This window comes from Rhodococcus sp. NPDC059969 (assembly GCF_042738325.1).
Taxonomy (GTDB): Bacteria; Actinomycetota; Actinomycetes; order Mycobacteriales; family Mycobacteriaceae; genus Rhodococcus_F.
Window position 1 is genome coordinate 22,135 of record NZ_JBHWUF010000001.1, and the last position, 20,258, is coordinate 42,392.

General features: G+C 63.0%; 20 protein-coding genes. 14 read left to right on the forward strand and 6 right to left on the reverse strand.

The window, feature by feature from the left end:
- The first annotated feature begins 341 nt into the window (after positions 1-341).
- Positions 342-2,273 carry an acetate--CoA ligase gene (acs, locus tag ACFWAD_RS00115; protein WP_378445748.1) on the forward strand — a complete coding sequence of 644 codons (1,932 nt, stop codon included), beginning with the start codon at positions 342-344 and terminating at the stop codon, positions 2,271-2,273.
- A 38-nt stretch (positions 2,274-2,311) separates the two neighbouring features.
- Here the strand turns inward: acs and ACFWAD_RS00120 are convergent, their stop codons facing one another.
- Positions 2,312-2,737, reverse strand: a complete 426-nt coding sequence (locus tag ACFWAD_RS00120; protein ID WP_378540439.1) for a MarR family winged helix-turn-helix transcriptional regulator — start codon at positions 2,735-2,737, stop codon at positions 2,312-2,314.
- A 107-nt stretch (positions 2,738-2,844) separates the two neighbouring features.
- Between ACFWAD_RS00120 and ACFWAD_RS00125 the strand changes: the two genes are divergently transcribed.
- From ACFWAD_RS00125 to ACFWAD_RS00145, 5 genes are all read left to right on the forward strand, one after another.
- On the forward strand, positions 2,845-3,924 hold the full coding sequence (locus tag ACFWAD_RS00125) for a substrate-binding domain-containing protein (protein ID WP_378445746.1): 1,080 nt from the start codon (positions 2,845-2,847) through the stop codon (positions 3,922-3,924).
- 110 nt (positions 3,925-4,034) lie between these two features.
- Entirely contained in the window at positions 4,035-4,655 is a 621-nt protein-coding gene (locus ACFWAD_RS00130) for an AmiS/UreI family transporter (RefSeq protein WP_378445745.1), read from the forward strand.
- 26 nt (positions 4,656-4,681) lie between these two features.
- Complete coding sequence (locus ACFWAD_RS00135) at positions 4,682-5,719, forward strand: aliphatic amidase (RefSeq protein WP_230816507.1); 1,038 nt, start codon at positions 4,682-4,684, stop codon at positions 5,717-5,719.
- Between the two features lie 10 nt (positions 5,720-5,729).
- Positions 5,730-6,785 (forward strand): AAA family ATPase, encoded by a 1,056-nt coding sequence (locus tag ACFWAD_RS00140; RefSeq protein ID WP_378540441.1) that lies wholly within the window; start codon positions 5,730-5,732, stop codon positions 6,783-6,785.
- Between the two features lie 135 nt (positions 6,786-6,920).
- Positions 6,921-8,603, forward strand: coding sequence for a purine-cytosine permease family protein (locus ACFWAD_RS00145; RefSeq protein WP_378540443.1), 1,683 nt, complete (start codon positions 6,921-6,923; stop codon positions 8,601-8,603).
- A 57-nt stretch (positions 8,604-8,660) separates the two neighbouring features.
- Here ACFWAD_RS00145 and ACFWAD_RS00150 read toward each other — a convergent pair whose 3' ends face one another.
- On the reverse strand, positions 8,661-10,052 hold the full coding sequence (locus ACFWAD_RS00150) for an MFS transporter (RefSeq protein WP_378540445.1): 1,392 nt from the start codon (positions 10,050-10,052) through the stop codon (positions 8,661-8,663).
- A gap of 174 nt (positions 10,053-10,226) precedes the next feature.
- Between ACFWAD_RS00150 and nhaA the strand changes: the two genes are divergently transcribed.
- From nhaA to ACFWAD_RS00165, 3 genes are read left to right on the forward strand one after another with little or no spacing between them, the layout of a single operon-like run.
- Positions 10,227-11,561 (forward strand): Na+/H+ antiporter NhaA, encoded by a 1,335-nt coding sequence (nhaA, locus tag ACFWAD_RS00155; RefSeq protein ID WP_378540447.1) that lies wholly within the window; start codon positions 10,227-10,229, stop codon positions 11,559-11,561.
- Entirely contained in the window at positions 11,558-12,067 is a 510-nt protein-coding gene (locus tag ACFWAD_RS00160) for a phage holin family protein (RefSeq protein ID WP_230816512.1), read from the forward strand. Before nhaA ends, ACFWAD_RS00160 begins: the two co-directional genes overlap by 4 nt.
- A gap of 15 nt (positions 12,068-12,082) precedes the next feature.
- Positions 12,083-13,021, forward strand: a complete 939-nt coding sequence (locus tag ACFWAD_RS00165) for an alpha/beta fold hydrolase (RefSeq protein WP_378540449.1) — start codon at positions 12,083-12,085, stop codon at positions 13,019-13,021.
- Positions 13,022-13,024: 3 nt separating this feature from the next.
- Here ACFWAD_RS00165 and ACFWAD_RS00170 read toward each other — a convergent pair whose 3' ends face one another.
- Genes ACFWAD_RS00170 through nth form a run of 4 tightly spaced genes read right to left on the reverse strand, consistent with a single transcriptional unit; the run spans position 13,025 to position 16,373 of the window.
- Positions 13,025-14,215 (reverse strand): MarP family serine protease, encoded by a 1,191-nt coding sequence (locus tag ACFWAD_RS00170; RefSeq protein ID WP_003946095.1) that lies wholly within the window; start codon positions 14,213-14,215, stop codon positions 13,025-13,027.
- Positions 14,212-14,931, reverse strand: coding sequence for an NUDIX hydrolase (locus ACFWAD_RS00175; protein ID WP_378445739.1), 720 nt, complete (start codon positions 14,929-14,931; stop codon positions 14,212-14,214). The genes ACFWAD_RS00170 and ACFWAD_RS00175 overlap by 4 nt, the downstream gene beginning before the upstream one ends.
- On the reverse strand, positions 14,928-15,581 hold the full coding sequence (locus tag ACFWAD_RS00180) for a TlpA disulfide reductase family protein (protein ID WP_095973494.1): 654 nt from the start codon (positions 15,579-15,581) through the stop codon (positions 14,928-14,930). The genes ACFWAD_RS00175 and ACFWAD_RS00180 overlap by 4 nt, the downstream gene beginning before the upstream one ends.
- A gap of 6 nt (positions 15,582-15,587) precedes the next feature.
- On the reverse strand, positions 15,588-16,373 hold the full coding sequence (nth, locus tag ACFWAD_RS00185; RefSeq protein WP_003943471.1) for an endonuclease III: 786 nt from the start codon (positions 16,371-16,373) through the stop codon (positions 15,588-15,590).
- A gap of 80 nt (positions 16,374-16,453) precedes the next feature.
- On the opposite strand from nth, the gene ACFWAD_RS00190 reads away from it, so the two are divergent.
- The 5 genes from ACFWAD_RS00190 (at position 16,454) to ACFWAD_RS00210 (ending at position 20,210) form a co-directional block, all read left to right on the forward strand.
- Positions 16,454-16,726, forward strand: coding sequence for a hypothetical protein (locus ACFWAD_RS00190; protein ID WP_019746620.1), 273 nt, complete (start codon positions 16,454-16,456; stop codon positions 16,724-16,726).
- 255 nt (positions 16,727-16,981) lie between these two features.
- Positions 16,982-17,656, forward strand: coding sequence for a Crp/Fnr family transcriptional regulator (locus ACFWAD_RS00195; RefSeq protein WP_003943506.1), 675 nt, complete (start codon positions 16,982-16,984; stop codon positions 17,654-17,656).
- Between the two features lie 129 nt (positions 17,657-17,785).
- Positions 17,786-18,256, forward strand: coding sequence for a DUF1348 family protein (locus ACFWAD_RS00200; RefSeq protein ID WP_378540452.1), 471 nt, complete (start codon positions 17,786-17,788; stop codon positions 18,254-18,256).
- Between the two features lie 15 nt (positions 18,257-18,271).
- Entirely contained in the window at positions 18,272-18,832 is a 561-nt protein-coding gene (locus tag ACFWAD_RS00205; RefSeq protein WP_378540454.1) for a TetR/AcrR family transcriptional regulator, read from the forward strand.
- An 85-nt stretch (positions 18,833-18,917) separates the two neighbouring features.
- On the forward strand, positions 18,918-20,210 hold the full coding sequence (locus ACFWAD_RS00210) for a carboxylesterase family protein (RefSeq protein WP_378540456.1): 1,293 nt from the start codon (positions 18,918-18,920) through the stop codon (positions 20,208-20,210).
- Positions 20,211-20,258: the final 48 nt, after the last annotated feature.

Here is a 20,258-nt window from a genome sequence, read left to right on the forward strand (position 1 = left end):
GACCCCGAGCATGCTCGCGGCCTGCCGACAGCCGTAACTGCCGGCGTCGTGTCGCCTACAACTGAAAGTGAACGTGACTTCGAGTTGCGGTCGAATAATGGTTTGACAATAGACACATCGAACCCGAAGCGCGCACCGCACCCATTGTTGGAAAATTGGGGGTAATTGAATTCGGACACATTCATTCGTCGGCAGATGCGACCACCCGTCGCATCGTTTCGACCGATCGTCGCAGGACAACGGGTTGCAACGTGATGCAACGGTGCGTTTGCGCGAGCTTGTGACTACCCTCACACGGAGTCAGAAAAGTGTCGATCAAAGTGGAAAGAAGGCCGTCAGCCATGACAAGCGCAGCCGAAACAGACGTCCCCCAGGCATATCCGCCGAGCGCAGAGTTCGCTGCGGCCGCCAACGCGGGACCGGAGTTGCAGGCTGCCGCAGATACCGACCGCCTCGCTTTCTGGGCGAATCAGGCTGAGCGCCTTCACTGGCACGAGAAATGGACCGACGTCCTCGACTGGACCGACGCCCCCGTCGCCAAGTGGTTCGTCGGCGGAAAACTCAACGTCGCCTACAACTGCGTCGACCGCCACGTCCTCGCCGGCAACGGCGACCGCGTCGCCATCCACTTCGAAGGCGAACCGGGCGATTCCCGCGATCTGACCTACAACGACCTCCTCGCCGAAGTCAGCCGTGCTGCAAACACTTTCACCGACCTCGGCCTCGTCGCCGGTGACCGCGTCGCGATCTACATGCCGATGATCCCCGAAGCGATCGTCACCATGCTCGCCTGCGCCCGCCTCGGCCTGACCCACTCCGTCGTCTTCGCCGGATTCTCCGCCACCGCCCTGCGCTCACGCATCGACGACGCCCAGGCCAAGCTCGTCGTCACCGTCGACGGTCAGTGGCGACGCGGCGCAGCAGCACCCATCAAGACCGCGGTCGACGAATCCGTCGCCGGCGCCGAATCCGTGCAGAACGTGTTGGTGGTCAACCGAACCGGCATCGACGTCGACTGGACCGACGGCCGCGACCTGTGGTGGCACGAGACCGTCGCACAGGCCTCACCCGAACATCAGGCGCAGGCTTTCGACGCCGAACATCCCCTGTTCATCCTCTACACCTCCGGCACCACCGGTAAGCCCAAGGGCATCATCCACACCTCCGGCGGCTACCTCACCCAAGCCTCCTACACACACCACAACGTCTTCGATCACAAAGCCGGACAAGACGTTTACTGGTGCACCGCAGACATCGGCTGGGTCACCGGACACTCCTACATCGTCTACGGCCCCCTCTCCAACGGCGTCACCCAGGTCGTCTACGAAGGCACCCCCAACTCCCCCGACGAGCACCGCCACTTCAACATCATCGAGAAGTACGGCGTCTCCATCTACTACACCGCACCCACCCTCGTGCGCACCTTCATGAAGTGGGGCCGCGAGATCCCCGACGCCCACGACCTGTCTTCCATCCGCCTCCTCGGCTCCGTCGGCGAGCCCATCAACCCCGAAGCGTGGCGCTGGTTCCGCGACGTCATCGGCGGCAACAAGGCACCCATCGTCGACACCTGGTGGCAGACCGAGACCGGCGCGATCATGATCTCCCCGCTGCCCGGTATCACCGCCACCAAGCCCGGATCCGCCATGGCGCCGCTCCCCGGCATCTCAGCCAAGATCGTCGACGACGACGCCAAGCCCCTCGGCCCCGGCGGCAACGGCTACCTCGTCCTCGACGAGCCGTGGCCGGCGATGCTCCGCGGCATCTGGGGCGACATGGACCGTTACCGCGACACCTACTGGTCCCGCTATGCCGAAGAAGGCTGGTACTTCGCCGGTGACGGCGCCAAGTACGACGACGACGGCGCACTCTGGGTCCTCGGCCGCGTCGACGACGTCATGAATGTCTCCGGGCACCGCATCTCCACCTCCGAAGTGGAATCGGCACTGGTCAACCACCACGGCGTCGCAGAAGCCGCCGTGGTCGGCGCCGCAGACGAGACCACCGGACAGGGCATCGTCGCCTTCGTCATCCTGCGCGAAGGCGTCGAGAACACCGGCGACGTCCTGATCGCCGAGCTCAAGGCTCAGGTCTCCACCGACATCAGCCCCATCGCCAAGCCCCGTCAGATCACGATCGTGCCGGAACTGCCCAAAACTCGATCCGGCAAGATCATGCGCCGTCTCCTGCGTGACGTCGCCGAAGGTCGAGACCTCGGAGACACCTCAACCCTGGTCGATCCCAAGGTATTCGACGCAATACGCGGCAAGTAGGGCCTTCGGCCCCCTGTGCGCCTTTTTGGTAGTGGGAACTACCAAGAAGGCGCACAGGGGCGGAGCCCCTCCCGCAACTTCACTTCCTCTTTCGACGTCAGCCAGGACTCCTCGGCCACGCGAATATCTGCAGCAACCCGCTTGTGCAAGGACTTTCCGCGCGCGGAGAGAAACACGCGCACCTTCCGGCGGTCGTCCTCACCGACCTCGCGATAGATGAGCGCCAGCGAGACCAACTTGTCCGCGACTCGCGTCAGCGTCGGAGCCGGCGTTCCCGTTCGATCGCGCAGCTCAGCCATCGTCAGCCCCTCGGTCGACGCCAAGGCTTCGAGCGTCATCCAGTGATCGAGAGTGAGATTCTCTGCCGCCAACGCCTTCTCCGCCGCTGCCGCGGCCATTCGAGCTGCTCGGACCAGCGCGGTCGTCAGCGACGCATCAAGAATTCCGGAGTCACTTTTTCCCACTGATCGCTCCCCCGCTGTTGCGTAGTTCACACTTCTCGGGCAATACTTTCAAATGAAATGATAGTAACCCAGGCCAGGCCGCTGACTCCCGATTCCGGCGGCGACGCATGAGCGCTACCGGCGCGCTCGAACGCGCGCGCAGCGCGGTATGGCGCCTGGGCATGGTGGTTCCCCTCCAGGGACCGGCCGGACTGTTCGGCCCCTCCTGCGAAGCAATCAGCGAATTGGCCGCCCGCGACCTCAACAACTCCGGTGGCGTACTGGGACGCGAAGTCCAGATCGAAGTGATCGACGGCGGCGCTTCGCCGAGCGCCGTCGCCGCCCGCGTGCAACAGCTACTCGACGCCGGCGACATCGACGCCGTCAGCGGCTGGCACATCTCCTCGGTGCGCCACGCGCTTGCGCCCGTGGTCGCCGACCGCATCCCGTACTCGTACACCTCGCTCTACGAGGGCGGCGAGGTCAGGTCCGGCATCTACTGCTCGGGTGAGACACCACGGCAGCAGATCGCGCCGGCACTGAAGTGGCTGCGCGACAACGTCGGAGCGCGTAAGTGGTTTGTCGTGGGCGACGACTACATCTGGCCGCACAGCTCACTGGGGGCCGTCCGACAGTTCGCGACCGAACTCGACCTCACCCTGGTCGGTGGTTCGTTTGTCGACCTGGGTCGCGGCAACATGAAACAGCTGGTCGAGACCGTCTCGAACTCCGGGTGCGACGGCGTGATCATGCTCCTCGTCGGCCAGGACGCCGTCGACTTCAACCGCGCCTTCGCCCGCCGCGGCCTCGACGAATCGATGATCCGATTCAGCCCGTTGATGGAAGAGAACATGCTGCTCGCAAGCGGACCGAGGGCAACCCGAAACCTGTTTGCCTCCGCCGCATACTTCCGTTCGATGGTCGACGGCAACTCCATGGACCTGCTCGGACGCTACGTCGCACTGCACGGCGCGCACGCCCCAGCGCTGAACAATGCCGCCGAGTCGTGTTACGAAGGGATACATACCCTTTCGGCCCTGGTTCGACGCGCCGACAGCACACATCCGCGCGACCTGGACGCCGTCGTCGAAGGCGCCGCGTACGACGGACCTCGCGGAACCGTCGAGTTTCGTGATCGTGTTGCACGGCAGAAGATTCAGCTTGCCGTCGCCGACGGACTCGACTTCTCGATCATCGCCACCCTCTGAAATCTTTCCCTGAGATTCACCTCTTGACTTCTGTGGCGCGCATCACTTAGTTTCATTTGGAATCATTTCATTTGAAAGTAACCCGTCCCGAAAGTAACCGGAGGTGCCCGATGGGCAGTGTTGGTTTGCTTTACGTGGGAGCCGTCCTCTTCGTCAACGGACTGATGCTGCTCGGCACAGTTCCCGTTCGATCCGCCTCGGTCCTCAACCTCTTCGTCGGCGCTCTTCAGTGCGTCGTCCCCACCGTCATGTTGATTCAGGCACAGGGAGATTCGAGTGCCGTCCTGGCAGCCTCGGGGCTCTACCTGTTCGGATTCACCTACCTCTACGTGGGCATCAGCAATCTCGCCGGCTTCGAACCGGAAGGAATCGGATGGTTCTCGCTGTTCGTCGCGTGCGCCGCACTGGTGTATTCCTTCCTCTCGTTCACGGTGAGCAACGACCCGGTATTCGGCGTCATCTGGCTCGCGTGGGCAGCACTCTGGACACTGTTCTTCCTGGTGCTCGGCTTGGGCCGGGAAAATCTCGGCCGCTTCACCGGTTGGGCAGCAGTCCTTCTGAGCCAGCCCACCTGCACGGTTCCCGCCTTCCTGATCCTGACCGACAACTTCCACACCACGCCTGCCGTCGCGGCCGGCTGGGCCGGAGCACTTCTGGTTCTCCTGGGTCTGGCCAAGATCCTCGCCGCCCCCAAAGCCGCAGTACCCCAATCCCGTCCAGTCTTCAACTGATCCACACAACCAAGGAGTGAAAGACAATGCGACACGGTGACATCTCCTCGAGCAACGACACAGTCGGCGTAGCAGTGGTCAATTACAAGATGCCCCGCCTGCACGATCGCGCGGGCGTCCTCGAGAACGCGCGCAAGATCGCCGACATGATGATCGGCATGAAGACCGGTCTCCCTGGAATGGATCTCGTGGTCTTCCCCGAATACTCCACGCAGGGAATCATGTACGACGAAGAGGAGATGTACGCGACAGCGGCCACCATTCCCGGTGACGAGACCGCGATCTTCTCCGCTGCATGCCGCGAAGCCGACACGTGGGGAATCTTCTCCATCACCGGCGAACAGCACGAAGATCACCCGAACAAGCCGCCGTACAACACGTTGATCCTCATCGACAACAAGGGCGAGATCGTTCAGAAGTACCGAAAGATCTTGCCCTGGTGCCCCATCGAAGGGTGGTACCCCGGTGACACCACCTACGTTTCCGAGGGACCCAAGGGGCTGAAGATTTCGCTGATCATCTGCGACGACGGTAACTACCCGGAGATCTGGCGCGACTGCGCGATGAAGGGCGCCGAACTGATCGTCCGCTGCCAGGGATACATGTACCCCGCCAAGGACCAGCAGGTGATGATGTCGAAGGCGATGGCCTGGGCCAACAATTGTTATGTGGCAGTTGCCAATGCGGCCGGATTCGACGGCGTCTACTCCTACTTCGGGCACTCGGCGATCATCGGATTCGACGGTCGAACGTTGGGCGAAACCGGTGAGGAAGAATACGGAATCCAGTACGCGCAGCTGTCCGTCTCGGCAATTCGCGATGCGCGCGAGAACGATCAGTCCCAGAACCACATCTTCAAGCTCCTCCACCGCGGCTACTCCGGCGTCCATGCAGCCGGTGACGGCGACAAGGGCGTCGCGGACTGCCCGTTCGAGTTCTACAAGCTGTGGGTCACCGACGCCCAGAAGGCTCAGGAACGCGTCGAGGCCATCACCCGAGACACAGTGGGTGTAGCGGATTGCCGCGTCGGAAACCTGCCGGTCGAGAAGACAATCGAAGCGTAAGGATCTCGCCGTGCCGTACATCACCGACATGCTCCATGACCGAAACCGTGCAGCACCACCACCGGCCGAGGAACGAACCGAACCCGCACCGGTAGGAGCCTTCGACGCACAGAAGCTCTCGAAGACCCTCGGTTCCAAGATCGTCGGACAACAGGCCGCCGTCGACGCTGTGGTTCGCGCAATTTCGATCGCGCATGTCGGTGCCACGGATCCGACGCGTCCGCTCGCCAACATCCTTCTGGTCGGCCCCACCGGCGTCGGCAAGACGGAGTTGGTGCGGCGGGTGGCCGCGGAACTACGTTCAGGACCCGACGATCTGTGCCGCATAGACATGAATGCTCTAGCACAAGAGCACTACGCGGCATCGTTCTCCGGCGCTCCGCCTGGATATGCCGGAAGCAAGGAGTCCTTCACACTGTTCGACAAGAACACCGTCGAGGGCGATCCGTACACCCCCGGAATCGTTCTGTTCGACGAGGTGGAGAAGGCCGACCCCACCGTGCTGCGTGCGCTCCTGCAGGTCCTCGACAACGGTGAGCTCCGGTTGGCGAACGGTCAGCAGAAGATCTCGTTCCGCAACAGCTACGTGTTCCTGACGTCGAATCTCGGTTCGGCTGCGGTGGCCGAACATCGACGGTCCCGGCTACGCCAGATCGCCGATCGCGTCCGGATCGATAGACCACGCCACGGTCACCACCTGGTGCAGCGCGCGTTGGAGAAGTTCTTCGACCCCGAGTTCTTCAACCGCATCGACGAAACCGTGATCCTCGACGAGTTCGACGAACGGACGGCGGAGCAGGTCACTCGGCTCGAAATCGGACTGATCACAGCTCGGCTGGCCAGGAGAGGCGTCGACGTGGAGGTGGACGACAGCGCCGTCGCTCTACTGCAACGACGCGGATTCGATCCGGTGTACGGAGCGCGCGGGCTGCGCCGGACCATCCGGAACGTCCTGGCTGACCCGGTGGCCGGCGCCGTTCTCGACCTGCGACCGGTCGGGACGCAGCCACTCGTCTTGCAGGCCCGGGCAGTTGGTGATCAGATACAGGTAAAGAAAGCCCCATGAGTGCTCGCTCACGTTGCGGATCGAATCCGCAACGTGGGCGACACATTTCAAACATGTCCGCGTAACGCCACCTCCCTAGGTTTGGTGCCTGCACCACAAAGTGCACATGCACAGGCACCCAGGGGAAGTGACGTCATGACAGCAGTAAACGAGCAGGTGTCCGCAGTCGCGCCGGGCAGCGCGAATCCCGGCCAGAACACCGCACTGAAGGAGACGCTGGAGGACTACACCCTCCGTTTTGCGCCGCGCAGCTACCGCAAATGGGGAACCGGGGTCGTCGCGACGTCCGCACTCGGCGGAATCGCATATCTCGCAGACTTCTCGATCGGCGCCAACATCGGCATCTCTTACGGCACCGGTAACGCGCTTCTGGGCATCGCAGTGTTTGCCGTCGTCATCATGGCCACGGGCTTCCCACTCGCCTACTACGCTGCGCGATACAATATCGACCTCGATTTGATCACCCGCGGAAGCGGTTTCGGATACTACGGTTCGGTTGTCACCAACGTCATCTTCGCGACGTTCACGTTCATCTTCTTCGCCCTCGAGGGTTCCATCATGGCCCAGGGTTTGAAACTGGGGCTCGGAATCCCACTCTCGATCGGGTACGCGGTCTCGACGCTGATGGTCATCCCACTGGTCATCTACGGAATGAAGGCTCTGGCGAAGCTCCAGGTATGGACGACGCCCTTGTGGCTCGTCATGATGGTTCTGCCGTTTCTGTATCTGCTGTTCAAGCACCCTGATTCAGTGAGCGCATTCTTCGCCTTCGGCGGCGAGGACGGCGCAAACGGCAAGGGCGTCAACTTCGGTTCGGTGATGTTGGCCGCGGGTGTCTGCCTGTCGCTGATCGCGCAGATCGCCGAGCAGATCGACTACTTGCGCTTCATGCCGCCCAAGACGCCGGAGAACACCCGTCGTTGGTGGGCTGCAGTTATTCTCGCCGGCCCCGGCTGGGTCATCTTCGGTGCGTTCAAGCAGATCGTCGGACTGTTCCTCGCCGTGTACATCATCGCGAACGTCGTCGACGGATCCTCGATCGCCAACCAGCCCGTGCACCAGTTCCTCGAGATCTACCAGGACATGATGCCGCACTGGCTCGCCATGACGCTGGCCGTGATCCTCGTGGTCATCAGCCAGATCAAGATCAACGTCACCAACGCGTACTCCGGCTCACTGGCCTGGACCAACTCGTTCACCCGCGTCACCAAGACCTACCCGGGGCGCATGGTCTTCGTTCTGGTCAACCTGGCGATCGCACTGATCTTGATGGAAGCCAACATGTTCGACTTCCTCAACACGATCCTCGGGTTCTACGCCAACTGCGGTATCGCCTGGGTCGTGGTCGTCGCCTCGGACATCGCGATCAACAAGTACTGGTTGAAGCTCTCCCCGAAGGTCCCCGAGTTCCGACGCGGGATGCTCTACGACGTCAATCCCGTCGGCTTCGTGTCGATGCTGCTCGCTGCGGGAGTGTCGATCCTGGTGTTCTTCGGCGCTTTCGGTTCGGCGATCAAGCCGTTCTCCCCGATCGTCGCCATCGTCATCGCACTGGTGATGCCGCCGGTCCTGGCCGTCGCCACCAAGGGCAAGTACTACCTACGACGCACTGACGACGGCATCGATCTACCGATGTTCGACGAGTACGGAAACCCCTCCGGCGAAACGCTTCTGTGCTGCGTCAGCGGAATCGAGTTCGAGCGTCCCGACATGCTCGCGTCGAACATTCCCGGCCCGAACGGCGAGAAGCAGTACATCAGCTCCTTGGCATTGAGCACCGACAAGACCGGTGAGCACGTCCTGCCGGCTCAGCCCTGACAACTGCTGTGCGCCTTTATTAACCGCCGGGGGTTAATAAAGGCGCACAGCAGGGGGCTACGCCCCTACATCATCCAGCGACTCACCCTTCGTCTCACGCATGACCAGCAGCGCAACAAAAGTCAGTGTCGCCGCTACGAGAAGGTAGATGCCGACCCAGCCGACGCCGTAGTTCTTCGCGAGGTAGACGGCGATGAACGGCGCCACCGCAGCGCCCAGGATGCTGGCCGTGTTGTACGCGATTCCCGAGCCCGTGTAGCGGACGTTGGTCGGGAAGAGTTCCGGGAGAACGGCACTCATCGGACCGAAGGTCAGGCCCATGAGCAGCATGCCCACGATGAGGAACGCCAACATGCGTCCGTCGTTCATTCCGTCCGGTTCGAGGAAGACTCCGAAGGTCAAGCCGAACACCATGATCAGGCCGGTGATGATCAGCAACGTGATCCGGCGCCCGTAACGGTCGGCGAGCCAACCCGAGACCGGCACGGCGGCGGCGAAGAAAACGACTGCGATCAGCTGCAGGACAAGGAAATCGGTGTATTTGAAGCCCGCACCGGTTCCGCCGTCGGCCGCCGTCTTGCCGGTTCCGTGACTGAGCACCCAGGTGGTCATGATGTAGAAGAGCGTGTACGTCGCGAGCATCACGAACGTACCGATGATCAGCTGGCGCCAGCTGGTCTTGAACACCTCGGCAACCGGGGTCTTGACCTTCTCGCCGCGCTCGACCGCACGCGCGAACACCGGGGTTTCTTCGAGCTTGAGCCGCACGTACAGGCCGATCATCACCATGATTGCGCTGAGCAGGAACGGAATTCGCCAACCCCAGCTCAGGAACGCACCCTCGAGGTCCGGGCTGGAATTGTCGTGGTTCATGAACAGCGTGATGATCAGGAACAGGCCGTTGGCCATGAAGAAGCCGATAGGGGCACCGAGTTGTGGCCACATCGCCGCCCGGGCCCGCTTGCCTTCCTTGGCTGTCTCGGTAGCGAGTAGGGCAGCACCCGACCATTCACCGCCGAGTCCGAGACCCTGGCAGAAACGCATGAGCGCCAACAACGCCGGGGCCAGCAGACCAATCTGGTGATAGGTGGGCAGCAGACCGATGAGGAAGGTCGCGATGCCCATCGTCAGCAGCGAGCCGACCAGAGTTGCCTTGCGTCCGACGCGGTCACCGAAGTGCCCGAAGAGAATCGAACCGAGGGGACGGGCGACAAACGCGAGTCCGAACGTCGCCAACGACGCGAGAAGCGCGGTGGTGTCGTTGCCCTTCGGGAAGAACAGGTGCGGGAACACCGATACTGCCGCGGTTGCATAGATGTAGAAGTCGTAGAACTCGATGGACGTACCCACCATGCTGGCAACCACGATTCGGCTGCGTGGCACTCCGGCGACGGTATCTACTCCACCGTCCTCGGGCTTGGGTGGGTTCTCACTGACTGACGTGCTCAAAGCATGCTCCTGCGCCGATTTTCGGAAGATGTCCAATTGGTGGGATGCTGTCCCAATCAGTAGGAATTGAACACCCGCGGGGTTTTCCTGCGCAAATCCGACTCCGCGAATTCGGCTCAGCGGGCAATCCGCGATAAAATTCCGTAAAGGTGAGCCGGGAAGTCTGGTCGGCACGTGCATTCGATGCGTCACAACGTCGAGCACGTTCATGTCTGTTGCAACCGAATTCGGTTGCACGAACAAAGGTCGTCCCCACGCGTGATCTCCACTCTGCGTTCCGAACTGTCCCGCTATCTCCGCACCGAAACGGTGGGCGGATCGATACTCCTGATCGCCGCTGCCGTCGCTCTGATCTGGGTGAACTCGCCTTTCGGTGAGAGCTACATCGCACTACGCGACTTCCAGATCGGCCCGTCCGCACTCCATCTCGACCTCAGCCTGGGCACGTGGGCGCAAGACGGACTGCTCGCCGTCTTCTTCTTCGTCGCCGGCCTCGAGCTCAAACGCGAACTGGTGGTCGGCGAACTCGCGGACCGTAAAGCCGCGATGCTGCCGATCATCGCGGCGTGCGGCGGCGTCCTGGTCCCCGCGATCATCGCGGCGTCCATCGGCTTCGGCACACCCGGCATGGACAAGGGCTGGGCCATTCCCGTCGCGACGGACATCGCTTTTGCCCTCGGCGTGCTCGCGCTCACCGGCTCGAAGATCCCGGCGAGCGCCCGAGTTTTCCTGCTCAGCCTGGCCGTCGTCGACGATCTGCTCGCCATCATCCTCATCGCCGTGCTGTTCACCGGTTCCCTCGCGATGCTGTGGCTGCTGACCGCGGCCGCCGCCCTGGCTGCCTACGCCTACGCCCAACACAAACGCATCACGACGCCGTTCCTCTACGTCCCGCTGGCACTACTGACCTGGTACGCGATGCACGAAGCGGGGATCCACGCCACACTCGCCGGCGTCGCGCTCGGCCTACTCACCCGGGTCAGGCGTGATCCGGACGAGGAGTACGCGCCGGGCAGCCGTCTCGAGCACCGCATTCAGCCGTACTCCGCAGGCTTCTGCGTTCCCGTCTTCGCACTGTTCGCCTCCGGTGTTCCGATCAACGCCGCGGTACTCGGCGACATTTTCACCGACCCAGTCGGGCAATCGGTTGTCGTCGGTCTGCTGGTCGGCAAAACCGTCGGAATCTTCGGGATTTCCCTGCTCGCGATCAAATTGGGGATCGCAACCAAACCCAAGACACTGGAATTGAGAGACATGTTTGCCCTCTCAGTTCTCGGTGGCATCGGGTTCACCGTTAGCCTGCTTGTAGCAGACCTCGCATTGGACGGGGTCGGCGATGGCAGCGAGGCCGAGATAGCGAAGGCCGCAGTTCTCGTGACATCGTTGGTGGCATCGCTGATCGGATCAGCGCTGCTGTGGCGACGTGGACGGGTTCATGCGGCTCGAGACGACGCTTCCACCGCCATTGCCACGGACGCGAGAGAACTACCTGGAGAGGTCGACAAGTGAGCTTGACCAACGGAGAGAGCCAGCGCTTCACCGGAGATGGAGTACCGAACACGGTCTCTTCCATCCCTCTCACCGATGTGGACGCCCGCACGCCGGGCGAGGCCACCATCGGGGCCCTCGTCAAGGATGCGACCGCACAGGTCTCCACCCTCGTGCGCGCCGAGGTTGAACTCGCCAAGGCCGAGGTCACGGGCGAGGTCAAGAAGGGCCTGCAGGGCAGTGTCTTCTTCATCCTGGCCTTCACAGTTCTGCTGTTCAGCTCGTTCTTCTTCTTTTTCTTCCTGGCCGAGATGCTCGACACCTGGGTGCCGCGCTGGCTGGCGTTCCTCATCGTCTTCCTGATCATGGTGGTGACCACCGCGATTCTGGCGCTGCTCGGCTATCTACGCGTGCGCAAGCTGAGGGCTCCGGAGAAGACGATCGAATCGCTCAAGCAGGCCAGGAACGTCATCCCCGGCAGCCATGACGACGCAAAGCCGTCCGTCGATTTCAACGCGCGCCGTTAGCGAGTCTGATCGAAAGTGGCAGCCCCAGATCCATCCACCGTCAGGTTCGACGGCCCCTGGATTCACCGGGACATTCACGCCAACGGCATCCGGTTTCACGTCGTCGAGGTTGGCGACGCGGAGCCGGATGCTCCGTTGGTGGTCCTGTTGCACGGATTCGCCGATTTCTGGTGGTCCTGGCGCCATCAGCTGACGGCGCTGTCCGAGCAGGGCTTCCGCGTCGTCGCGATGGATCTTCGTGGGTACGGCGATTCCGACAAGCCCCCTCGCGGCTACGACGGTTGGACGCTCGCCGGTGACGTAGCCGGCCTCATTCGTGCGATGGGTTACGGCAAGGCCACGCTGATCGGTCATGCCGACGGAGGTCTGGTGTGCTGGGCGACCGCCCTCCTGCATCCACGCCTGGTGCGGTCCATCGCGCTTGTCTCGTCACCACACCCGATGGCGCTCAAGCAAGCCGTCGTCCGCGACCCCTATCAGCGCCGGGCACTGTTGCCCTCGTTCCTGGCCTACCAGGTACCGCTGCGCCCGGAGCGACGGCTGACGGCCGACAAGGGCTCCGAGGTGGAGCGCCTCGTTCGTTCGCGGTCCGGCCCCACCTGGCCGCAGCAACCCGAGTTCGCGGACGTCATGAGCAAGATGCGATCCGCGATCCGGATCCCGGGCGTCGCGCATTCCACGTTGGAGTACCAGCGCTGGGCCTTCCGCAGCCAGCTCCGCCCCGAAGGGCGTCGCTTCATGAAGTTGATGGATCAGGTGCTTCGCATCCCGATCCTCCAGATCCACGGCGAACTGGACCCGTACGTCCTGACGCGCACCGTGCGCCGCGACAGGCACTGGGCACCTACCGAGAAACTCCACACCATCGCAGGCGTCGGCCATTACGCACATCAGGAAGCCCCGGAGCGCGTCAACAGCACGCTCCTGCACTTCCTGACCGACGAGCCTTCCTGACCGCTACAGAATGCAGGCGCCGGTCGGCACGGGCGTCGAGGCCGACGCGGCCGCGTTCAACTGACGCGAGACTTCCTGCGCGGTGAGGACGAATCCGGTGTCGCTGTCGTCGACGGCAGCGCCGAACACGACGCCGAGGACCCGTCCCTGATCGTCGACCATCGGTCCACCCGAGTTGCCCTGCCTGATGGATCCGCGAACGGTGTAGACCTCGCGCTGGGTGGTTCCGGCCTTGTAGATGTCCGGCCCGTTCAGGTTCAGAACCTCACGAACGCGGGCTGCGCTGGCCGTGTACGGACCACCGCCGGGGTAGCCGAGCACCAACGCGTTGTCACCGGTCCGAGCTTGCTCCGGAGCAAACGGCAGCACCGGCGCGTCCAATCCGGGAACCGCCAGAATCGCGATGTCGACGGCGGAGTCGAAGAGAACCACCTGCGCGGGCAGTGCGCCCTCCATGGTGTCCACCGTGATGCTCTCGGTTCCGGCAACCACGTGTGCGTTGGTCATGACGCGTTCGGGAGCGACGATGAATCCGGATCCCTCGAGCGCGCGCTGGCAACTCGGTGCGACGCCGTTGATGCGGAGGACGCTCGGACGCAACTGCGCCGCCAACGGACTGGCCAGAACGCTCGCGTCGGGTGCTTCGACCTCGGTGATGGGAGTGCGCCCGAACGGGCCGATGACGTCCGGCAGGCCGGAAGTGTCGAGCAACGCCGAAAACTCGGTCGGGATGCGGCGCAGCCACTGCGGCGCCACTTCGTCGACACTGGCGAGTACATCCGAACCACGAACAGCGGCGGCAATATTCGGCTGCGACGAAGAAGTGAGCGGAATCGCAAGCAACCATGCCGCGACCACGACGGCCACCGCCTGTAGACCCGCACCGATGACGCTGTCGACGGATCTCGCCGTCGGACTGTGCATTCCGCTGCGCGCTGCGCGTCCGAGCACCATGCCGGCGACCTCGCCGATGATGACCAACACCACGATCAGCGAGATGCCCGCGAGGATGCGCAGTTTGCCTTCGGTGACGTGCACGAGCAGGTGCGGCGCCAACAGAATTCCGGCGACGGCACCGAGGATCACTCCGACAAACGCCAGCGCCGACGCCACCGCACCCTGACGCCATCCGGACGTGGCCGCGATGAGAGCGACCAGAACGATGGCGATGTCCACCCAACGAGAACCTGTCATCGCGGCACCGCCGAATCCTCGACACCTTCACCGAACTCGGACAGCGCTGTGTCCAGGTCTCTCACGTCCTCGTAGTTCCACGGAATCTCCCAGCCGGACACCGTGAACAGCGCCGCGAGGATTCCTGCTGTGAACCCCCAGACCAGCATGCCGTCGGCGCGGAACGCCGGGCCCTGGTATCCGAGGGGATGTCGAACCTGAAACCGGTTGTCTGGGTCGAGCAACGTGCGCAGCGGCACCCTGGCCACCCGTCCGACCTCGCCCTCGTCCTGAATGCCCACCGTCGTCGGCTGCTCCCAGTAGCCGAGCACCGGCGTCACGTCGAAACCTGACGGCGGGATGAAGATCTCCGGCAGCACGGTGAGCGGCTGAACACCGCTCGGATCGAGTCCGGTCTCCTCCTGGGCTTCACGCAGCGCGGTGCCGATGGGACCGTCGTCGCCCGGGTCGGCTGCGCCGCCGGGGAATGCGACCTGTCCGCTGTGCTGACGCATCGTCGACGCCCGCTGGGTCAGCAAGACGTCTGCGCCATCAGGCAAGCCGCCGACGGCCAGAGGATCGGCCTCACGCGGGCCGCCGAAGAGCACCAGCACCGCGGCCGGACGCGTCACGGTGCCGCGCGGGGCACGACGCTCGAGGACGGGGTTGATCCGGTGGGGATCGGTGGGCTGTGTGCCGGCGACAGCACGCAACCACTCGGGAACCGGTGTACTCATACGACGACTCCCAGATATTGCGCCGCAGCGGCGGCGATTTCGTCCGCACTGCGGAAAGGTTGGGGCAAGACCTTGGCGACTGTTCCATCGGCGCGCACGAGCACCGAGACCGGCAGCACCGGCGGTGCGCCCACCGCGATCCGCACCTTGCCGTCACCGTCCTGGACGCCGGGCAAACGCACGGAGTAGTCGATGAGTCGCGTCAAAGCGTTCTCCTGATTCGGATCGGAATGCACCGTCAGAACGTTGATGCTGCCGTCGGCACGCTCCGCGAATTCCTGAAGGTACGGAAGCTCTTCGGCGCACGGCGCACACCAGTACGCCCACAGATTGAGCAGAGTCGGCTTTCCGCCCACCGCTGCGGCAAGGTCGACGGGCGCTCCGTCGGAGACGCAGTCGAGGGTGATTCCGGCGAGAGCCGAGCCGGCAGGCGCTTCGCCGGTCGGAGTCGGGCAGGGGGCCAGAGCCGCCTGGCTACGGAGTTGATCGAGCGATTCCGACGACGGCGTGAACGTCGGCGGCTGATACGCGGACGAGGACGGACCCGTCGACGTAGGCGTCGTGTCGTCCCCACCGCGAGGCCAGATCGCCACGACGAGAGCGGCGACGACCACGAGCGCAGCGAGAGACCATCTTCCGGCACTTGTCATCGGCGATCACAACCCTGCCAGGGCGAGCAGGTGGTCGGTCTCGGGGCCTTTCACCAGGGCCGCGGCCTCGGTTTTGTCGGTCGGGCCGAGACCGTACGACGGGCAGTCCTTGGCCAGAACGCACACTCCGCACGCCGGCTTGCGCGCGTGGCAGACCCGTCGACCGTGGAAGATCACGCGATGTGAAAGCAGCGTCCATTCCTTACGTTCGATCAGTGCCCCGACGGCGTGTTCCACTTTGACGGCGTCTTCTTCCTCGGTCCATTTCCACCGCCGCACGAGCCGGCCGAAATGGGTGTCGACGGTGATTCCCGGAATGTCGAAGGCATTGCCCAGCACGACGTTCGCGGTCTTGCGTCCGATGCCGGGGAGTTTCACCAGATCTTCGAGCTTGTTCGGGACCTGACCGTCGTGGCGTTCGAGTAGCGCCTGACCTAGTCCGATCAACGACGTCGTCTTGTTCCGGTAGAAGCCGGTGGAGCGGATGTACTCCTCGAGTTCGGTCCGATCGGCTTCCGCGTATGCCTTGGCGTCGGGATAACGCGCGAACAGTGCGGGCGTGACCATGTTGACGCGGACGTCGGTGCACTGCGCCGACAGGATTGTCGCTACTGCCAACTCCAACGGTGTCGTGAAGTCGAGTTCGCAATACACGTGCGGAAAGGCCACGGCGAGCTCACGATTCATCCGACGCGCCCGGCGCACCAATCCGAGGTGTGATTCTTCTTTCCGCGCACCCCCCGAACGCGGTTTCTTCCGCTGCTCTGAACTGCCTGTCGGGGTGGTCTGCACTCAGACAACTGTACGGATACGACATGAGTGGAGACTCCGTCGTGTCGATTCTGAGACCTTCGACGTGTTTACTTCCCCCTATGCAAGGACTCGCAGTAATTCTCTTTCCGCTACTGCTGATGCTCTTTGCCCTGGCGATGGAACGAGTCGAAGGGCGATTGCGTCGGCTCTCGGTTCAAGAGCACGAAGTAGAAGACTTCCTCGATCAGGCAAGTCACGACGACGTCGCCCGCCTGGCAAGCGATGGGTTTCCCCATGCTTTCGCTCGCTTCCACCGGAAGCGGAAGGGCCGTCAGTCGGAGGCTCCCGAAAGCGCCAGCCTGGGCGAAATCCGGACACAACGGGCAAGTTGACGGCCATACAAAGTAGTCATCACGGCGGATTCCGGAAGAATTTTCGGCTCTTACGTGGCATCAATCACTCGTCGCGAGCTATCGGGACGTAGACTTCGATGCCGTACCTGTTGCATTGAACACAGATTGCATTGGACACAGTGTCTCACTCATGAGGGCTGAGCCTGTGTACGACGGTTTGTGCGCGGCGCGGGTACAAAGATAGATAGCGCAAAAATGACACCACAAACGAACAAATCCCAACAAGGAGCGCACGTGGACGACGTCCTGGCAAGAGCCGGCATCTTCCAAGGAGTCGAGCCCTCAGCGGTAGCGGCGCTGACAAAGCAGCTGCAGCCCGTCGACTTCCCCCGTGGACATGTCATCTTCAACGAAGGTGAGCCCGGTGACCGCCTGTACATCATCGTGTCCGGCAAGGTGAAGATCGGTCGACGCTCACCCGACGGTCGCGAGAACCTGCTGACGATCATGGGCCCGTCCGACATGTTCGGCGAACTGTCCATCTTCGACCCCGGCCCCCGCACCTCGACGGCTACGACCGTCACCGAGGTTCGCGCCGTGAGCATGGACCGCGACGCTCTCAAGGCATGGATCCAGCAGCGCCCCGAGATCGCCGAGCAACTGCTGCGCGTTCTCGCCCGCCGACTGCGTCGTACCAACAACACCCTGGCCGACCTGATCTTCACGGACGTTCCCGGCCGTGTCGCCAAGGCGCTCCTGCAGCTCGCGCAGCGCTTCGGCACTCAGGAAGGTGGCGCCCTGCGCGTCACCCACGACCTCACGCAGGAAGAGATCGCCCAGCTCGTCGGCGCTTCCCGCGAGACCGTCAACAAGGCACTCGCCGATTTCGCACACCGCGGATGGCTTCGCCTCGAAGGCAAGAGCGTTCTGATCTCGGATTCCGAGCGTCTGGCCCGTCGCGCACGCTAGTTCTTCCTGTTCTACTTTTTCGGCCGCTCCCACTTCGGCGGGGGCGGCCGAAGTCGTTCCCTGGACTCCTATTGTACCTATCGGTAAAGTCTGTACCGATAGGTACACGTCTATTGGAGAGGCCGCACCATGACCGTCCGAGCACCCATTCCGCCCTTCACCCACGAAACCGCCACCCAGAAGGTTCGACTTGCCGAGGACGGATGGAACTCGCGCGATCCACAGAAGGTATCGCTGGCTTACACGCCGGACAGTTGGTGGCGTAATCGGTCGACGTTCGTCACCGGCCGATCCGAAATCGTCGAACTTCTGACCGAGAAGTGGACCCGCGAGCTGGACTACCGGTTGATCAAAGAGTTGTGGGCACACAGCGACGACCGCATCGCCGTGCGATTCGCGTACGAGTGGCACGATCACGACGGGCAGTGGTTCCGCTCCTACGGCAACGAGAACTGGGAATTCGACGCCGACGGCCTCATGCACCACCGTCATGCCAGCATCAACGACGTCCCCATCGAAGAGTCGGAGCGAAAGTTCTTCTGGGATTCGACCGGACCACGCCCGCACGATCATCCGGGCCTGAGCGAGCTGGGTCTGTGATGAAAGAATGAGCACATGGCCAGACAGGTAGCTGAACGCTCCGACACGATCCCCGCGCTCGCGAACGTGTTCCGAACCTACGGGTTCGACGGAGCGAGCCTGGCCGTCATCACCGAACACACCGGATTGGGCAAAGGCAGCCTCTACAACTTCTTTCCGCGGGGAAAGGAAGAGATGGCCGAGGCGGTGCTCGACGAGATCGACGGATGGTTTCGCACCGAGGTCTTCGAACCGCTTCGAGCAGAGCCGGTTCCACCGAGGCAGCGCATCCAGAGCATGTTCGCCACCGTGGGCGACTACTTTCGATCAGGACAACGCATTTGCCTGTTCGGCGCATTTGCACTCGGTGAAGAACGAAACCGCTTCGGCGCCAGGGTGCGAACCTACTTCGACGAATGGACCGTCGCTCTCGAGGCGGCACTCGCCGGCACCGAAAACCCCACCGGGCTTGCCGAAGAAGCCGTGGCCGGGATCCAAGGCGCGATCGTGATGTCGCGAGCACTGGGCGACGACGCGGTGTACACACGAGTGACGACACGACTCGAAGATCGACTGGTCCAAGCCCTCTCGCTGTAACGCATACCGCACGACCACAAAGGCATTTGTGCCGCGGCATCCACCTGGCATGCTCGAAAAGGCATGCACAAGAAGAAAGGAACCCATGCCCTCGTCCGAGACGGTGATCGCATCCACAACTTCGGGGAAGGTCCGCGGCCGCAAGCGTGACGGCTCCTACTACTTCGGTGCGATTCCCTACGCCCGCGCACAGCGTTTCGAGAAACCGCGGCCAGTGGAACCGTTCTCCGACGTCCTCGACGCCACAGCTCTCGGAACGGTGTTCCCCCAACCACCTTCACGTCTCGAACGGATCATGGGACCGCCGCTCCCCGAGCCGGAACAGAGCGAGGACAGCTTCACCGTCACCGTCACAACCCCCTCGCTGACCGGTCGCCGCCCAGTTCTGGTCTGGCTGCACGGCGGCGGCTACTCCAGTGGCGGCGGCTCCCTCCCCTGGTACGACGGCCACGCTTTGTCAGCCGAAGGCGACGTCGTCGTGGTGTCGGTCAACTATCGCGTCGGCGTGCTCGGATACCTTCTCCTCGACGGCGTCAGTGAAGGCAACCTCGGAGTCCACGATCAGATCGCGGCCCTCGACTGGGTGCGCGAGAACATCGAGGGATTCGGCGGCAACCCCGAATCGGTCACCGTGTTCGGCCAGTCTGCCGGCGCTCATTCCGTTTTGAATCTGTTGAGCAGTAACAACTCTCGAACTCTGTTCCATCGAGCAATTCTGCAGAGCACCCCACGACCCGACCTCAACTTCACGCAGGCTGCGGCAATCGAGAACGGCGAGACGTTTGCCCGACTGCTCGACGGAGATCCTCGAACCGCGCCGCTCCCCCGTGTTCTCGACGCATTCCGCGGCACGGCAATCGAGTTCAGCCAACGGTCCCCCAATGTCGTTCAGCCGCCATTTGCGCCGATTTCCGGGCTTGAACCGGTGATCCGAACTTTCGAAGCAGCGCCGGACGTCATCGTGGGCTACACCCGCGACGAGGGATCCGCGTTCCTGCGCAACGTGGTGGGCGCACCCGATCCCGAACGTGTCGCCGAAGAAGCACTGACACAGAACATGTTTGCCGAACCAGCGATGGCGCTGGCCGACACCTTCACCGCGGCCGGCGCGTCGGTGTACACGTATCGCTTCGACTGGACACCGTCCGACGACGTCTTCGGAGCCACCCACTGCATCGAACTGCCCTTCGTGTTGGGAACCGAGCAGTCCTGGCAGGGCTCGCCGATGCTGGGCAGCAGCGACTGGCCGAGCATCGACGCACTGGGCCGTCGTGTGCGCAGGCACTGGACGTCGTTTGTGCACACGGGAAGTCCGGACAGCAGCGAATCGTGGGAGAAGTACACAACGGCCCAACCGATCGGAATCACCTTCTCCTGAGCAACTTCGGGCGCCTACCCACCAGGAGAAATCCCGACTAGGATTGCT

Excerpts from the sequence above, each read along its gene's own strand:
- ACFWAD_RS00170 (WP_003946095.1), bottom strand. The coding sequence starts at position 14,215 with ATGACAGGTTCTCGTTGGGTGGACATCGCCATCGTTCTGGTCGCTCTC.
- ACFWAD_RS00180 (WP_095973494.1), bottom strand. The coding sequence starts at position 15,581 with ATGACAAGTGCCGGAAGATGGTCTCTCGCTGCGCTCGTGGTCGTCGCC.
- ACFWAD_RS00210 (WP_378540456.1), top strand. The coding sequence starts at position 18,918 with ATGCCCTCGTCCGAGACGGTGATCGCATCCACAACTTCGGGGAAGGTC.
- ACFWAD_RS00175 (WP_378445739.1), bottom strand. The coding sequence starts at position 14,931 with ATGAGTACACCGGTTCCCGAGTGGTTGCGTGCTGTCGCCGGCACACAG.
- ACFWAD_RS00135 (WP_230816507.1), top strand. The coding sequence starts at position 4,682 with ATGCGACACGGTGACATCTCCTCGAGCAACGACACAGTCGGCGTAGCA.
- ACFWAD_RS00190 (WP_019746620.1), top strand. The coding sequence starts at position 16,454 with ATGCAAGGACTCGCAGTAATTCTCTTTCCGCTACTGCTGATGCTCTTT.
- ACFWAD_RS00130 (WP_378445745.1), top strand. The coding sequence starts at position 4,035 with ATGGGCAGTGTTGGTTTGCTTTACGTGGGAGCCGTCCTCTTCGTCAAC.
- ACFWAD_RS00125 (WP_378445746.1), top strand. The coding sequence starts at position 2,845 with ATGAGCGCTACCGGCGCGCTCGAACGCGCGCGCAGCGCGGTATGGCGC.
- ACFWAD_RS00200 (WP_378540452.1), top strand. The coding sequence starts at position 17,786 with ATGACCGTCCGAGCACCCATTCCGCCCTTCACCCACGAAACCGCCACC.
- ACFWAD_RS00205 (WP_378540454.1), top strand. The coding sequence starts at position 18,272 with ATGGCCAGACAGGTAGCTGAACGCTCCGACACGATCCCCGCGCTCGCG.
- acs (WP_378445748.1), top strand. The coding sequence starts at position 342 with ATGACAAGCGCAGCCGAAACAGACGTCCCCCAGGCATATCCGCCGAGC.
- ACFWAD_RS00145 (WP_378540443.1), top strand. The coding sequence starts at position 6,921 with ATGACAGCAGTAAACGAGCAGGTGTCCGCAGTCGCGCCGGGCAGCGCG.